This is a genomic window from Rhodococcus sp. PvR099, assembly GCF_017833315.1.
In the GTDB taxonomy this organism is placed as follows: domain Bacteria; phylum Actinomycetota; class Actinomycetes; order Mycobacteriales; family Mycobacteriaceae; genus Rhodococcus_G; species Rhodococcus_G oryzae.
Genome location: NZ_JAFIBV010000001.1, coordinates 98,425 through 112,670 on the forward strand (window position 1 = coordinate 98,425; position 14,246 = coordinate 112,670).

Genomic DNA, 14,246 nt, shown 5'->3' on the forward strand with positions numbered 1-14,246 from the left:
GGCCGACGGGCTATCCTGGTCAGGTCATGACAACGCCCCACCCGAGCGCCTCCAACCGCAGTGATGCCACCCTGCGGTCCAGCGCGCCATCCCAGGTCTATCTCGATCACGCCGCGACGACGCCGATGCTGCCCGAGGCCATCGAGTCGATGACTGCGGTCCTCGCCACGGTGGGCAACGCGTCCTCGCTGCACGGTTCGGGCCGCGCGGCCCGCCGCCGGGTGGAGGAGGCACGGGAGTCCATCGCGGCCGACCTGGGCGCACGGCCGTCGGAGGTCATCTTCACCTCCGGGGGAACCGAGAGCGACAACCTGGCCGTCAAGGGCATCTACTGGGCCCGCCGCGACGCCGACCCGCGCCGCCGCAGGATCATCGCGGGCGCCGTGGAGCACCACGCCGTGCTCGACGCGGTCGAGTGGCTGGTGGAGCACGAGGGCGCCGAGGTGACGTGGCTGCCGGTGGACCGGCATGGCCGCATCGACCCCGATGCGTTGCGCGTCGAGCTGGCCGCCGGCGCCGACGAGGTCGCGCTCGTCACCGTCATGTGGGCGAACAACGAGGTCGGCTCGATCATGTCGATCGCCGCACTCGCCGCCGTCGCCACCGAGTTCGGGGTCCCGATTCACAGCGACGCGGTGCAGGCCGTGGCGCAGCTGCCGGTGGACTTCGCGGCCAGCGGGCTCTCCGCCTTGAGCGTCGCCGCGCACAAGTTCGGCGGGCCGCAGGGCGCAGGAGCGCTGCTGCTCGGCCGCCAGGTGCCGTGCGTGCCGCTGCTGCACGGCGGCGGCCACGAGCGCGACCTGCGGGCGGGCACCCTGGACACCGCGGCGGTGGTGTCGATGGCCACCGCGCTGCGGAAGACCGTGTCGGACATGGATTCCCGCTCCTCCGAGCTGATCAGGCTGCGCGAGCGGCTGATCGCCGGGGTGAGCGCGGCGGTGCCAACGGCGGTGCTGAACGGCCCGGTCGGCGATCAGCGACTGCCCGGGAATGCGCACTTCACCTTTCCCGGTTGCGAGGGTGATTCGCTGCTGATGCTGCTCGACGCGGCGGGGATCGAGTGCTCGACCGGGTCGGCGTGCACGGCCGGGGTCGCCAGCGCCAGTCACGTGCTCATTGCGATGGGCGTCGACGCGACCATCGCGCGCGGGTCGCTGCGGTTCTCGTTGGGGCACACCTCGACTGATTCCGATGTCGATGCGTTGATCGCGGCGCTGCCGCAGGTGGTCGAGCGGGCCAGGATGGCGGGCCTGGCGGGCGCCGGGGCCAGGGGAGGGGCACGCTGATGCGGGTACTGGCGGCGATGAGCGGCGGAGTGGACTCCGCGGTGGCGGCGGCGCGTGCGGTGGCCGCCGGACACGAGGTGGTGGGCGTGCACCTGGCGCTGTCCACCGCGCCGGGCACCCTGCGCACCGGTTCGCGTGGCTGCTGCTCCAAGGAGGACGCCGGGGACGCGCGCCGCGCCGCCGACATCCTCGGTATCCCCTTCTACGTCTGGGATTTCGCGGATCGCTTCAAGGAAGACGTGATCGAGGACTTCATCGAGTCCTACGCCGCCGGGGAGACGCCGAACCCCTGCCTGCGCTGCAACGAGAAGATCAAGTTCGCCGCCCTCGCGGACCGCGCGATGGCGCTCGGTTTCGATGCGGTCGCGACCGGTCACTACGCGCGACTGGAGGACGGCGTGCTGCGCCGCGCGGTCGACGCCGACAAGGACCAGTCCTATGTCCTCGGCGTGCTCACCGCCGAGCAGCTCTCCCGGGCGATGTTCCCCGTCGGCGACACCCCGAAGCCGCAGATTCGGGCCGAGGCCGCCGAGCGCGGGCTCGCGGTCGCGGACAAGCCCGACAGCCACGACATCTGCTTCATCCCGTCCGGGGACACCCGGGCCTTCCTCGGCGCCAAGATCGGGATCCGGCCCGGCAAGGTCGTCGACGCGGACTCCGGCGAGGTGCTCGCCGATCACGAGGGCGTGCACGGGTTCACCATCGGCCAGCGCAAGGGACTGGGCGTGCAGGGCCCGGCGGCCGACGGCAAGCCGCGCTACGTCACCGCCATCGAACCCGAGACCGGCACCGTCACCGTCGGCTCGGCCGAGCGCCTGCAGGTCTGGACGATCGCGGCCGAGCGCGCGATCTGGACCTCCGGCGCGGCGCCGCAGGGACCGATCGAGTGCGTGGTGCAGGTCCGGGCGCACGGCGGACTGGCCGAGGCCGTGGTCGTGCCCGTCGACGGAGGACTGGACGTGCAGCTGCGCGAGCCGCTGACCGGCGTGGCCAGGGGACAGGCCGTCGTGCTGTACCGGCCGGACGCCGCGGGCGACGAGGTCCTCGGTAGCGGCACCATCGTCGGCACCGGCGCGGACCGCCGGTGACGGCACCGTCCATCCCGGTCGGCGTCGCGACCGGCGTCGGTTCCTGGCCCGGCACCGATCCGCGGGAGGCCGCCGCCATCGTGGTGGGCGAACTGCCCGCCCTGCCGCACCTGGTCGAACTGCCCGACCGCGGCGTCGGCGCCGACATGATCGGCCGCGCGGCCGCGCTGCTGGTCGACCTGCCGTTCGACACCTCCACCACCGCCTACCGGCTCGCGCAGCGTCCGGGTGCGGTCACGCGTCGGGCCCGCGACCTGCTCCGGCGTGACCTGGACGCGCTCGAGGAGGCCTGGGAGGTCGCCGGGCGCCGGGGCACCGATCAGCCGGTGAAGGTCCAGTCGGTCGGGCCGCTGACGCTGGCGGCGCAGGTCGAGCTCTCCGGCGGGCATCGCGTGCTCACCGACGCGGGCGCGCTGCGCGACCTCGCGGAATCGCTGGCCGAGGGGCTGCGCGTGCACGTCGACGAGGTGGCCCGCAGGCTCGGCTCGCCCGTCGTGGTGCAGCTCGACGAACCAGGACTGCCCGCGGTGCTGGCCGGTTCGCTGGCGGGCGTCTCGATCCTGCAGACCCCCCGCGCAATGCCCGAACCGGAGGCGCTCGCCGTCCTGTCGTCCGTGATCGGCCGCCTGGAGTCGCCGGTGTTGGTGCACTCCTGCGCCGCCGGTCTGCCGCTGGGGCTGCTGCGTCGCAGCGGCGCCGCGATGATCGGACTGGACCTGAGCGAGCTGACGGTCGCGGACCTCGACGGCGTCGGCGAACTGCTCGAGGACGGCATCGCGCTGGCCCTCGGGCTGGTGCCGACCCTTGGTGCCGAGCCCGCGCCGGGCTGGCGCGAACTCGCCGAGCCCGCGGTGACCCTCGTCGACCGGCTGGGCTTCCCGCGATCCGTCCTCGCCACGCAGGTGACGGTGACGCCGCGATGCGGCCTCGCGGGCGCGAGCCCGGAGTGGGCGCGGACGGCGCTGCGTCGCGCCGCCGAGCTGACGAGGGCATTCGCGGACGGCGCCGAGTTCGACTGAATCGGACCCGCGGGCGCCCGCTCGAGCGGCGGCGTTGTCTGCCTCCTGCGATAACCTTCCGGCGTGGACGAGAACGCAGCCCAGGGGTCTGAACCAGCACTGTCAGCAGCGACCTCCGACGAACGCGAAGAATGGCAGCGGCTCGCGGAGGAGGTGCGCGAGCACCAGTTCCGCTACTACGTGCGGGACTCGCCGATCATCTCCGACGGTGAATTCGACGCCCTGCTGAACCGGCTGATCGCGCTCGAAGAGGCGCGCCCCGATCTGCGCACCCCGGACTCGCCCACCCAGCTCGTCGGCGGCGGGTTCGCCACCGAGTTCACCGCGGTCGACCACCTCGAGCGAATGCTGAGCCTGGACAACGTCTTCGACGAGGAGGAGCTGCGCACCTGGGTGCGGCGGGTGGAAGCTGATACGGGCTCCGACCTGCACTACCTGTGCGAGGTGAAGATCGACGGTGTCGCGCTGAACCTGGTCTACGAGAACGGCAGGCTGGTGCGCGGCGCCACCCGCGGCGACGGCCGCACCGGCGAGGACGTCACCCTCAACGCGCGCACGATCGAGGAGATCCCGCACGTGCTGACGCCGAGCGAGGAGTTCCCGATCCCGTCGCTGCTCGAGGTCCGCGGCGAGGTGTTCTTCCGGCTCGAGGACTTCGAGGCCCTCAACGCGTCCCTGGTCGCGGAGGGCAAGGCGCCGTTCGCCAATCCCCGCAACTCGGCCGCCGGATCACTGCGGCAAAAGAACCCGGCGGTCACGGCCAAGCGGCGGCTCGGCATGATCTGCCACGGGCTCGGCCGGATCGAGGGCTTCGCACCGGCGTCCCAGCACGACGCCTACACCGCGCTGGCGGCCTGGGGGTTGCCCGTGTCCACGCACACCGCGCGAGTCCGCGGCGTCGACGAGGTCGTGGCGAGGGTCGCGTACTGGGACGAGCACCGCCACGACGTGGAACACGAGATCGACGGCCTGGTGGTCAAGGTCGACGAGATGGCGCTGCATCGGCGGCTCGGTTCCACCTCACGGGCTCCGCGCTGGGCCATCGCGTACAAGTACCCACCGGAGGAGGCCACCACCCGGTTGCTCGACATCCGTGTCAGCGTCGGCCGGACCGGCCGGGTCACCCCGTTCGCCTACATGGAGCCGGTGACGGTTGCCGGATCGACCGTCTCGCTCGCGACGCTGCACAACGGGTCCGAGGTCAAGCGAAAGGGCGTGCTGATCGGCGACATGGTGGTCATCAGGAAGGCGGGCGAGGTCATCCCTGAGGTGCTCGGTCCGGTGGTCGATGTGCGCACCGGGGACGAGCGTGAGTTCGTGATGCCCACACACTGTCCCGAGTGCGGCACCGAGCTGGCCCCCGCCAAGGAGGGCGACGCGGACATCCGTTGCCCGAACCAGCGGTCCTGCCCGGCGCAGTTGCGGGAGAGGGTCTTTCACGTGTCGGGGCGTGGCGCTTTCGACATCGAGGTGCTCGGCTACGAGGCGGCGACCGAGCTGCTCAAATCGGGAGTGATCGCCGACGAGGGAGACCTGTTCTCGCTCACCTCCGACGACCTGATGAAGACCTCGCTGTTCACCACCAAGGCGGGCGCGCTGTCGGCGAACGGGCGCAGGCTCCTCGACAACCTGCACTCGGCCAAGGACAAGCCGCTGTGGCGGGTACTCGTGGCGTTGTCCATCCGGCACGTCGGCCCCACCGCGGCCCGGGCGCTGGCCTCCGAGTTCGGCAGCCTCGAGCGGATCGAGAACGCGTCCGTGGAGGAACTGGCGGCCGTGGACGGCGTCGGCGGCACCATCGCCGCCGCCGTGGTCGAATGGTTTGCGGTGGACTGGCATCGCGAGATCGTCGCGAAGTGGCGCGCCGCCGGGGTGTCGATGGAGGACGCCCGCGACGAGTCGATCGAGCGCAACCTCGAGGGCCTGTCGATCGTGGTCACCGGCTCGCTCGTCGGGTTCACCCGTGACGGCGCCAAGGAGGCGATCCTGATCCGCGGCGGCAAGGCCGCCGGTTCGGTGTCGAAGAAGACCGCGTTCGTGGTGGTGGGCGAGGCGCCGGGTTCCAAGCACGACAAGGCGATCGAGCTCGGGGTGCCGGTGCTCGACGAGGACGGGTTCCGGCTGCTGCTCGAGCGCGGCCCGGACGCGGTGACGCCTGCAGGCGGGGAAGGCGACGCCGACACCGCCGGATAGCAGGCACAGCGGGAGGACGACATGGGCGCGTTGATCTACTCGTCGATCTGTTCGCTCGACGGATACGTCGCGGACCGCGACGGCAATTTCGACTGGGCCATGCCGGACGAGGAAGTGCACGGTTTCGTCAACGACCGCGAGCGATCGATCGGCACCTACCTCTATGGGCGCCGCATGTACGAGGTGATGGCCGGCTGGGAGTCGGTTGCCGGCGACGCGGGCCCGCCTGTGGCGGATGACTTCGCCGCGCTGTGGCGGGCCGCCGACAAGATCGTGTACTCCACGACCCTGCAGGCGGTGTCGACCTCCCGCACCCGGCTCGAGCGGGAGTTCGATCCCGCGGCGATCCGAGCGTTGAAGGCGTCCTCGCCGCGCGACCTGTCGATCGGCGGCCCCGGACTTGCTGCCTGCGCGATCCGGGCGGGACTCGTCGACGAGTGGCAGCTGTATCTCGTCCCTGCCGTGGTGGGCGGCGGCACCCCGGCGCTACCCGCGGGCGTTCGGCTGGACCTACGGCTCGCCGACGAGCGTCGGTTCGAGGGCGGGACGGTGTTCCTGCAGTACCGAGCGCGATAGTAATCAATCACCCCCGACAGGCGGGACTTCCGGGAAATGCCGACACACCGAACCGGCAACCGACAGCGGTGACGGCTTCCATCCGCTCGACCGGATTCCTGACTTCCAAGGCCGGCAGCAGCCCACCCTGTAGCAGTGCGCTCTTGGTCGACGGCATGGTGGCGTTGGCATCGAGGGTTCCGCGGATTCGTGCGAATTCGACGAGCTCGTCGTAGACCATCGACAGCGCCGCTTCCGTGGTCTGGTCCTCCGACTCGAGCCCGGCGAAATCCACTCCGGTCTCGTACTCGTGGCGGACCGCGTGCGGGCCCTGGTCACAGGTGGGTTTGTTCAGATCGATGCGAAACTCCTGCCGGTCCGGCGACGGCGCGCTGATCGTGCCGGCATCGGTGCAGGCATGGTGTGAGATGCGATCACCGAGGGCGTGGATGTAGATGCCGATCCTCGCATCCCACGAATCGCCGCCGATCCAGGAGTCGAATTGCGACGATGACACACCGTCGGAGATGACCTGCTCTCCGGTGACGTTGGTGAACGGGATCGCTACCGGGGTCTCCACGCTGTACACGCCGTTGATCTGTGCCGGCTCCGGGTCCGCGTAACAGGCTGCGCCAGTGGCGTAGTCGCCGTCGGCCGAGCGATTGGTGAAGCCTCCCGTGCACAACGGGGCGCTGCCGCCCGGCCCGGCCATGGCCCACCGCCGCACGTGCGTGAGCATGACCTCGTGTGCGGGATCATCGACGTCGGGTCGCATCCCGTCGGGCTCGGGATCGAACGGTCCCCGCATCGTCGGGAGGAAATGGAAGAGGAAGCCGCCGGTGGTGAAATGCGTTCGCACGAGACCGCCGATGTCCTTGGTGGTCAAGGCGGCGGCGTCGGCGACGAGTTGGCCGTTCATGTCTCGTGGCGCGAAGGTGCCCAGGTCTGTCGCCTCGTCGTATGCCGCGATCCAATACGCATCCCGCTCCGAGAAGCCGACGGTGCGGGCGATGAGGTAGGTCGAGTCGGAATGCACGAGGCTGCGCCCGCCGAGCGGCTGACGCAACGTGTACCCGTAGCGAACGAACGCCTCGAGTCCGCACAGGGGACCGTCTGGATCGTCGAGCGGACACGACTGCGGCAGGGGCGCACAGTTGTGCGGCGGGGCTCCACCCTCGGAGTAGCAGATGTCCTCAGCGAAACCGTGCGCCTGCGGGGGAGCGACAACAAACGCTGAGGCGGCCAGCGCCAGCGCCACCGTGGCCGATCTCCGAATGTGTCCATTCATCGACAAGCGCCTTTCCGGTCGCCGCGTCCATCCAGGCTAGCATCGGCGCAGCGGTTCTTGAGCTCGTTTCCGCAGGTCGGAGCGATGGCCGCGGCACGGGACTTGAGTCTCCCGCCGGGGGAGACGCGAGAGTGGGGACATGGACGACGACGCGCTCTACTCGATCGGTGATCTGGCCAGGCGAACCGGACTGACGGTCAAGGCCATTCGGTTCTATGCGGATCGGGGGATCGTGCCTGCGACCGGCCGCAGCCCGGCCGGCTACCGGCTCTATGACGTCGACTCGGTCGCGCGGCTGGACCTCGTGCGGACGCTGCGCGAGTTGGGACTGGACCTGGCCACGATCAAGGGCGTCGTGGACCGCCAGACCTCCCTGCCCGAGGTCGCGGCGGCGCACGCGGAGGCGCTGGCGGCGCAGATCCGGACACTGCGCCTGCGGCGGACGGTGTTGTCGGTGGTGGCCAAGCGCGGCTCCGGCCCGGAGGAGATGAGGCTCGTGCACAAGTTGGCCAAGCTGTCCGAGACCGAACGGCGAAGCCTGATAGGCGATTTCCTCGACCACGCCTTCGGCGGGCTGGACGGCGATCCCGCGTTCGAGGGGATGATGCGCTCGATGACCCCCGAACTGCCCGACGATCCCGAGGCCGAACAGGTCGAGGCGTGGCTGGAACTGGCCGAGTTGTCCTGGGATCCGGATTTTCGCGCCGTCATGCGGGAGATGGCGAGCGGCCATGCAGACGACCGCGTGCACGACGGCTGCGCGGGCGTGCACCGCGAGATCGTCGCGGTCGTCCGTGACCACGCCGAGCCGATGCTGGCCACCGGCATCGACCCGGCCTCGTCCGCGGCCGACCCGGTGGTGGCGGACGTGACCGCGGAATACGCCCGACTGCGCGGCAGTTCCGACGACGACGTCGCGCTTCGGCGGCGGCTGCTGTCGCGGCTGGAGGCGGCGAACGACCCGCGCCGGGAGCGCTATCTCCGATTGCTCGCCGTGGTCAACGGATGGGCAGCGCCGGACAGTTCGGCGGCCGCACTCGACTGGTTCCTGCGGGCCCTGCGCGCCCGGCTGCCGGGGTAGGGAGCCGGGCGCCGGTCAGGCGGAGCGGTCAGCGTCGTCGGGGCGCAGCGCCTTGGGTAGGTAGGCCGCGCCCGGTCCGTAGCTCGCGGCGGCATCGCCCGGGTTCGACAGCGCGCACGTCTTGAGGGACAGGCACCCGCAGCCGATGCACGAGTCGAGCCCGTCGCGCAGCGCGACGAGGGCATCGATCTGCTCGTTGAGCCTGCCGCGCCAACTCTGCGAGAGTCTCGTCCAGTCGGCCCGGGTCGGCGCGCGCCCGTCCGGCAGTTGCGCGAGCGCCTCGGCCACCTCCTCCAGGCTGAGCCCGATGCTCCTTGCGGCGCGGACGAAGGCGATCCTGCGCAGCACGCTGCGCTGGTAGCGCCGCTGGTTGCCGGACGTCCTGCTCGACGCGATCAGGCCCTGGTCCTCGTAGTACCTCAGTGCGGACGGGGCAAGGCCGCTGCGCCGCGCGACCTCGCCGACGGTCAGCAGATCCGTGGTGCGCATGGGGAGCTCCTCACCTGCGGTCCTTGACATCAAGTGAACTTGAGCTTTCAGGATGGTCTCAGAAGTCACCGGACGCAAGGAGCTCTGATGAACGACACCAGTACGGCGTTGATCACCGGCGGATCGGCCGGCCTCGGCAGGGCGGTGGCGCTCGCGCTGGCCGAGCGGGGCTGGCAGGTGATCATCACCGGCCGCCACACGGCGCCACTCGAACGGGTCGCGGCGCAGGCGAACGGGATCACCACGTGTCAGGGCGATGTCACCGATGCCCGTCACAGAGAACGGCTCCGCGGGGAGATCGCCGCCCGCGGGCGGCTGGACCTGCTGCTCAACAATGCCAGCGCGCTCGGGCCGAGCCCGATGCCTGCGCTCGCACGGTACCCCGAGGCCGAGCTGACGAAAGTGTTCGCGACGAACGTGCTCGCGCCGTTGGCGTTGATCTCCGCGCTGCTCGAACCGGTGAGCCGCGCTGGCGGTGCGATCGTGAACGTGTCGTCGGACGCGGCGGTCGAGGCCTACGAGGGGTGGGGCGGATACGGTGCGGCGAAGGCCGCCCTCGATCACGCGACGGCGGTGCTCGCGGTTGAGCATCCGCGGCTCTCGGTGTACGCGTTCGACCCGGGCGACATGCGCACCGCGATGCACCAGGCGGCGTTCCCGGGCGAGGACATCTCCGACCGGCCCGAACCCGAAGCGGTGGTGCCCGCGCTGATGTGGCTGCTCGATACCCGACCGGCGAGCGGCCGCTATCGCGCGGCGGACCTGCTGACCACGGCGGCATCGTCGTGACCGAGGTGAGGGTCGAGGCCGCGGCCGGGCCAGACTTCGTGCTGCCGAACCGGCTGGAGGCGAGCGGCCCACCGGAGAGTCGCGGGCAGCTGCGGGACACCGTGCGCCTGTTGGTGGCCGAGGGGGACCGGGTGGAACACGCCCGTTTCCACGAGCTGCCGCGGTATCTGCGCGGCGGCGACGTTGTGATTGTGAACACGTCGGCCACCCTCGCCGCCGCGGTCGACGGCACCGTCGACGGTGTGGGCCGGGTGGTCGTGCACTTCTCCACGCCACTCGACGACGGCGCCTGGGTGGTGGAGGTGCGCGCGCCGGGTCCGGTCACCGGGCCGCTCGGTGCCGCCTCCGCCGGCATGCGCATTCGCCTTCCACTCGGCGCGCAGGCGACGCTGCGGGAACCCTGGCCGCGGACGTCGATCCGGCTGTGGCGCGCGGAGATCGACGGCGTCGCGGACGTCGCGCGGGATCTGCTCGCGGTTGCCGGCCGGCCGATCACCTATGCGTACGTGCGGGAGCGGTGGCCACTGCCGTACTACCAGACCATCTTCGGGAAGGATCGGGGAAGTGCGGAGATGGCCAGCGCGGCAAGGCCGTTCACGCACCCGATGATGACCGACCTGGCCGTGTCCGGGGTGGCGGTCGCGCCGATCCTGCTACACACCTCGGTCTCCTCGGCCGAGCCAGGCGAGCCGCCGATTCCCGAGCGGTACGAGCTCCCCGAGTGGACCGCTCGGCTGATCAACGACCGGCGCGCCGCGGGCGGCCGGGTCATCGCGGTCGGCACCACGGTGACCCGTGCGCTCGAAACCGGGGCCACCGAGGGCGGGACGGCGGTGGCCGGGGCGGGCTGGACGGACCTGGTGCTGAGCGGGCGGCGGCCGGCCAGGGTGGTGGACGGCCTGATCACCGGCTGGCATGCCCCCGGCGCGTCGCACCTGATGCTGCTCGAGTCGGTGGTGGGCCCAGCGGCGGTGCGCAGGGCCTACGAGGCCGCGCTCGCGGAGGGATACCTGTGGCACGAGTTCGGGGACAGCGCGTTGCTGCTGCGGGCATAAGGCCTGCTCGCGCCCCTCACGTCGGCCCTGGTCGGGGGGTGAGGTTGTTCACAATCGGCCCGCACGCGTGACCGGATCTCACGAAAGTCCTGCGATAGTGACGCCATGATCGAGATTCGCCCCGCAACGCCAGCCGACTACGACACCATCGGCGAGCTGACCGTCGACGTCTACGTCGACGGTGGATTCGTGTCGGACACGAGCACGTACGTGGACCGCCTGCGCGATACCGCGAGCCGCGCGGAGCACGCCGAGGTCGTGGTGGCCGTCGCAGGCGACGAGATCGTCGGTTCGCTGACGATCGCGGAGCCCGGCACCCCCTTCGCCGATGTCGCGGAGCCGGGCGAACTGGAGTTCCGGATGCTCGCGGTCGCGCCGACCGCCCGCGGCAAGGGCGTGGGCTCGGCGCTGGTGAAGCACGTCCTGGACGAGGCCTACGACCGAGGGCTCGCGCGCGTGGTGATCTCGACGGAGGCCGACATGGTCGACGCTCGCCGCATCTACGATCGCAACGACTTCGTCCCCGCGCCCCAGCGCGACTGGGAGCCGATGCCGGGCGTCGCGCTCACCGTGCTGGTGCGCGAGTTCGTCTGAGCCGGCAGGGCGGGACTAGCTGAGCACGGTCGCCACGATGCCGGCCAGGTAGCCGAGCCGCGCGATCTCGGACGGCCGGAACTCCGGTCCGCCCGGGCGGCCGAGCAGCAGCGCCTGATCGGAATGCCCGAGGGGGGCCGCCGCGAGCGTGGTGTTCATGTCCTTCCACACCGTCGGCACCCAGTCGTCCTCGCCGTCGAGGACCGTCGGCTTGGTCAGCGGCATCCACGGCGCTTCCCCGGCATGGGTTTCGGGGGCTCCCGAGCTGCCGACCACCCGGTACGTCCCGCGCGAGCCGATACCGATCACCGTCGCCCAGCCGACCCTCAGCACTCGGGGGGCGCCGTCGACGAGGACCTGGAGCCGGTCGTCGGTGGCCGTGGCGACCTGATCGATCAGCTCCAGTTCCCGGTGGGTGTCGAGGATTCCGGTGTAGGGCCGGATCGAGTCGACGCGCACGCCGGCGAGCTGTTCCGCGGCGGTCAGCAGGGTGTCCGGCAACGAGCCGTGCGCCACGTCGACGACGAGGTCGTCGACCGCGTACCCGGCGCCCCGCTCGACCACGTCGAGGGAGAGGATGTCGGCTCCGACCGAGCCGAGCGCGACGGCCAGCGAGCCCAGGCTTCCTGGACGATCGGGGAGCTGGACACGCAGGAGATACGACACGGGGCGTTCCTTCTATTGCGGGTGGTCGGGGAACGGTGGGTTCGCCGTGACCCCATCCTTGCACCGTTGGCGGTCCGCGTGCCGCCCGGACGTGTCCGCGAATTCGCCGCTGCCCGTCGGACTCCCAGCTCGCCGCGGTTCGGTGACACGGGCGACATGTGATCGTTCCGCCGCGGAAATGAAGTCGCATCGCGCGCCGGGGCGCGTCCGGCCCCGGCTCTGGCTGTGGCGGCCGGGCGGTGACGCTCTAGGCTAGGGGCCGATCGCTGTCTCCGACCTGAAAGGGGCCCACGCGGTGCCTGCCATCTCCCGTGACGAGGTCGCCCACCTCGCCCGGCTGTCCCGGCTCGCGCTGTCCGACGCCGAACTCGACGAGTTCGCCGGTCAGCTCGATTCGATCCTCAGCCATGTCAAGACGGTGGCCGAGGTCGCCACGGACGATGTGCCGCCCTCCGCGAACCCCAATGCGATCACCAACGTGACGCGCCCGGATGTCATCGTTCCAGGACTCACCCCCGAGCAGGCGCTCTCCGGCGCGCCCGCCGTCGAGCAGGACCGTTTCGCCGTGCCGCAGATCCTGGGGGAAGAGCAGTGACCACCGACCTGACCGCGTTGGACGCCTCCGTCCTCGCCTCGAAGATCCATGCCCGCGAGGTGTCCTCCGTCGAGGTCACCCAGGCGCACCTGGACCGCATCGCCGCGGTCGACGGCGAGATCAATGCCTTCCTGCACGTGGCGGGGGAGCAGGCGCTGAGCGCCGCCAAGTCCGTGGACGACGCCATCGGCTCCGGCCAGGCGCCCGCCTCCGCGCTTGCCGGTGTCCCGCTCGCGCTCAAGGACGTGTTCACCACCACCGACATGCCCACCACCTGCGGATCGAAGATCCTCGAGGGCTGGGCGTCGCCGTACGACGCGACGCTGACCACCAAGCTGCGCGAGGCCGGCATCCCGGTGCTGGGCAAGACCAACATGGACGAGTTCGCGATGGGATCGTCCACGGAGAACTCGGCCTACGGACCCACCCGCAACCCGTGGGACACCACCAGGATCCCGGGCGGCTCCGGCGGCGGTTCGGCCGCCGCGCTCGCCTCCAACCAGGCGCCGCTGGCCATCGGCACGGACACCGGCGGATCGATCCGTCAGCCCGCGGCCGTGACCGCCACCGTCGGCACCAAGCCCACCTACGGCACGGTGTCCCGGTTCGGTCTGGTCGCGTGCGCGTCCTCGCTGGACCAGGGCGGCCCGTGTGGCCGCAGCGTCCTCGACACCGCGCTCCTGCACGAGGTGATCGCAGGCCACGACCCGCGCGATTCCACCTCGGTGAACGCGCCGGTCCGTCCCGTGGTCGAGGCCGCCCGTCAGGGTGCGAGCGGCGACCTCAAGGGCGTGCGCGTCGGCGTCGTCAAGGAATTGCACTCGGAGAGCTACCAGCCCGGCGTCATCGCCTCCTTCGACGCGGCCGTCGCGCAGCTCACCGAGCTCGGTGCCGAGGTCGTCGAGGTCTCCTGCCCGAACTTCCTGCACGCGCTCGCGGCCTACTACCTGATCCTGCCGAGCGAGGTCTCCTCGAACCTGGCGCGCTTCGACGCGATGCGGTACGGCATGCGGGTCGACGACGGCAACATGAGCGCCGACCAGGTGATGGCCGCGACCCGGGCCGCCGGATTCGGCAAGGAGGTCAAGCGCCGCATCATGATCGGCACCTATGCGCTGTCCTCCGGCTACTACGACGCCTACTACGGCTCGGCGCTGAAGGTCCGCACGCTCATCGCGCGCGACTTCGACAAGGCCTACGAGTCGGTCGACGTGCTGGTCTCGCCCACCAGCCCCTTCACCCCATGGAAGCTGGGGGAGAAGGTCAACGATCCGCTCGCGATGTACCTCTCCGACCTGTGCACCCTGCCGACCAACCTGGCCGGGCACTGCGCGATGTCGGTGCCCTCGGGTCTGTCCTCGGACGACGGGCTGCCCGTCGGCCTGCAGATCATGGCCCCGGCGATGGCCGACGAGCGGCTGTACCGGGTGGGCGCGGCCTACGAGGCCGCGCGCGGACCCATCGTGCGCTGACATTCGTCGCGCGCTCACGAGCGGGCGGTTATCGGTTCGGTCACTAGACCGATGTCCCGATAACCGCCCGTTCGGC

Annotated in this window: 14 protein-coding genes; 11 read left to right on the forward strand and 3 right to left on the reverse strand. The window is 70.9% G+C overall.

Annotated features, from left to right (window positions below):
* The first annotated feature begins 26 nt into the window (after window positions 1-26).
* The 5 genes from JOE46_RS00515 to JOE46_RS00535 all read left to right on the forward strand — a co-directional run bounded on the left by JOE46_RS00515 (window position 27) and on the right by JOE46_RS00535 (window position 6,162).
* Window positions 27-1,286: a cysteine desulfurase family protein gene (locus tag JOE46_RS00515; protein ID WP_097213604.1), complete on the forward strand. Its 1,260-nt coding sequence runs from the start codon at window positions 27-29 to the stop codon at window positions 1,284-1,286.
* Window positions 1,286-2,374, forward strand: coding sequence for a tRNA 2-thiouridine(34) synthase MnmA (gene mnmA, locus JOE46_RS00520; protein ID WP_097213603.1), 1,089 nt, complete (start codon window positions 1,286-1,288; stop codon window positions 2,372-2,374). Before JOE46_RS00515 ends, mnmA begins: the two co-directional genes overlap by 1 nt.
* Window positions 2,371-3,393 carry a methionine synthase gene (locus JOE46_RS00525; protein ID WP_097213602.1) on the forward strand — a complete coding sequence of 341 codons (1,023 nt, stop codon included), beginning with the start codon at window positions 2,371-2,373 and terminating at the stop codon, window positions 3,391-3,393. The genes mnmA and JOE46_RS00525 overlap by 4 nt, the downstream gene beginning before the upstream one ends.
* 63 nt (window positions 3,394-3,456) lie before the next feature.
* Window positions 3,457-5,586: an NAD-dependent DNA ligase LigA gene (gene ligA / locus JOE46_RS00530; RefSeq protein ID WP_307861237.1), complete on the forward strand. Its 2,130-nt coding sequence runs from the start codon at window positions 3,457-3,459 to the stop codon at window positions 5,584-5,586.
* 21 nt (window positions 5,587-5,607) lie between these two features.
* Window positions 5,608-6,162, forward strand: a complete 555-nt coding sequence (locus JOE46_RS00535; protein WP_097213601.1) for a dihydrofolate reductase family protein — start codon at window positions 5,608-5,610, stop codon at window positions 6,160-6,162.
* A 7-nt stretch (window positions 6,163-6,169) separates the two neighbouring features.
* On the opposite strand, the gene JOE46_RS00540 is transcribed toward JOE46_RS00535, so the two are convergent.
* Complete coding sequence (locus JOE46_RS00540; RefSeq protein ID WP_209925877.1) at window positions 6,170-7,429, reverse strand: hypothetical protein; 1,260 nt, start codon at window positions 7,427-7,429, stop codon at window positions 6,170-6,172.
* Window positions 7,430-7,568: 139 nt separating this feature from the next.
* On the opposite strand from JOE46_RS00540, the gene JOE46_RS00545 reads away from it, so the two are divergent.
* The gene (locus JOE46_RS00545) at window positions 7,569-8,510 is read left to right on the forward strand and encodes a MerR family transcriptional regulator (RefSeq protein WP_209925878.1); all 942 of its coding nucleotides are present in this window, start codon (window positions 7,569-7,571) and stop codon (window positions 8,508-8,510) included.
* A gap of 15 nt (window positions 8,511-8,525) precedes the next feature.
* Here JOE46_RS00545 and soxR read toward each other — a convergent pair whose 3' ends face one another.
* On the reverse strand, window positions 8,526-8,999 hold the full coding sequence (gene soxR / locus JOE46_RS00550) for a redox-sensitive transcriptional activator SoxR (protein WP_209925880.1): 474 nt from the start codon (window positions 8,997-8,999) through the stop codon (window positions 8,526-8,528).
* 87 nt (window positions 9,000-9,086) lie between these two features.
* Here soxR and JOE46_RS00555 point away from each other — a divergent pair, with 87 nt between their 5' ends.
* From JOE46_RS00555 to JOE46_RS00565, 3 genes are all read left to right on the forward strand, one after another.
* A complete protein-coding gene (locus tag JOE46_RS00555) occupies window positions 9,087-9,788 on the forward strand; it encodes an SDR family oxidoreductase (RefSeq protein ID WP_209925882.1) in 702 nt (233 codons plus the stop codon).
* The gene (locus JOE46_RS00560) at window positions 9,785-10,843 is read left to right on the forward strand and encodes an S-adenosylmethionine:tRNA ribosyltransferase-isomerase (protein WP_097213592.1); all 1,059 of its coding nucleotides are present in this window, start codon (window positions 9,785-9,787) and stop codon (window positions 10,841-10,843) included. Before JOE46_RS00555 ends, JOE46_RS00560 begins: the two co-directional genes overlap by 4 nt.
* 105 nt (window positions 10,844-10,948) lie before the next feature.
* The gene (locus JOE46_RS00565) at window positions 10,949-11,437 is read left to right on the forward strand and encodes a GNAT family N-acetyltransferase (RefSeq protein ID WP_209925884.1); all 489 of its coding nucleotides are present in this window, start codon (window positions 10,949-10,951) and stop codon (window positions 11,435-11,437) included.
* 15 nt (window positions 11,438-11,452) lie between these two features.
* On the opposite strand, the gene JOE46_RS00570 is transcribed toward JOE46_RS00565, so the two are convergent.
* Window positions 11,453-12,103 carry an amino acid-binding protein gene (locus JOE46_RS00570; protein ID WP_097213590.1) on the reverse strand — a complete coding sequence of 217 codons (651 nt, stop codon included), beginning with the start codon at window positions 12,101-12,103 and terminating at the stop codon, window positions 11,453-11,455.
* 295 nt (window positions 12,104-12,398) lie between these two features.
* On the opposite strand from JOE46_RS00570, the gene gatC reads away from it, so the two are divergent.
* Both gatC and gatA read left to right on the forward strand, forming a co-directional pair.
* On the forward strand, window positions 12,399-12,698 hold the full coding sequence (gene gatC / locus JOE46_RS00575) for an Asp-tRNA(Asn)/Glu-tRNA(Gln) amidotransferase subunit GatC (RefSeq protein ID WP_027499190.1): 300 nt from the start codon (window positions 12,399-12,401) through the stop codon (window positions 12,696-12,698).
* On the forward strand, window positions 12,695-14,170 hold the full coding sequence (gatA, locus tag JOE46_RS00580; protein WP_097213589.1) for an Asp-tRNA(Asn)/Glu-tRNA(Gln) amidotransferase subunit GatA: 1,476 nt from the start codon (window positions 12,695-12,697) through the stop codon (window positions 14,168-14,170). The genes gatC and gatA overlap by 4 nt, the downstream gene beginning before the upstream one ends.
* The last annotated feature ends 76 nt before the right edge of the window (window positions 14,171-14,246 follow it).

What these genes read in the sequence shown, in the direction of transcription:
- soxR (WP_209925880.1), bottom strand. Translation starts at nt 8,999, where the DNA reads ATGCGCACCACGGATCTGCTGACCGTCGGCGAGGTCGCGCGGCGCAGC.
- mnmA (WP_097213603.1), top strand. Translation starts at nt 1,286, where the DNA reads ATGCGGGTACTGGCGGCGATGAGCGGCGGAGTGGACTCCGCGGTGGCG.
- JOE46_RS00565 (WP_209925884.1), top strand. Translation starts at nt 10,949, where the DNA reads ATGATCGAGATTCGCCCCGCAACGCCAGCCGACTACGACACCATCGGC.
- JOE46_RS00540 (WP_209925877.1), bottom strand. Translation starts at nt 7,429, where the DNA reads ATGAATGGACACATTCGGAGATCGGCCACGGTGGCGCTGGCGCTGGCC.
- JOE46_RS00515 (WP_097213604.1), top strand. Translation starts at nt 27, where the DNA reads ATGACAACGCCCCACCCGAGCGCCTCCAACCGCAGTGATGCCACCCTG.
- JOE46_RS00545 (WP_209925878.1), top strand. Translation starts at nt 7,569, where the DNA reads ATGGACGACGACGCGCTCTACTCGATCGGTGATCTGGCCAGGCGAACC.
- JOE46_RS00555 (WP_209925882.1), top strand. Translation starts at nt 9,087, where the DNA reads ATGAACGACACCAGTACGGCGTTGATCACCGGCGGATCGGCCGGCCTC.
- JOE46_RS00535 (WP_097213601.1), top strand. Translation starts at nt 5,608, where the DNA reads ATGGGCGCGTTGATCTACTCGTCGATCTGTTCGCTCGACGGATACGTC.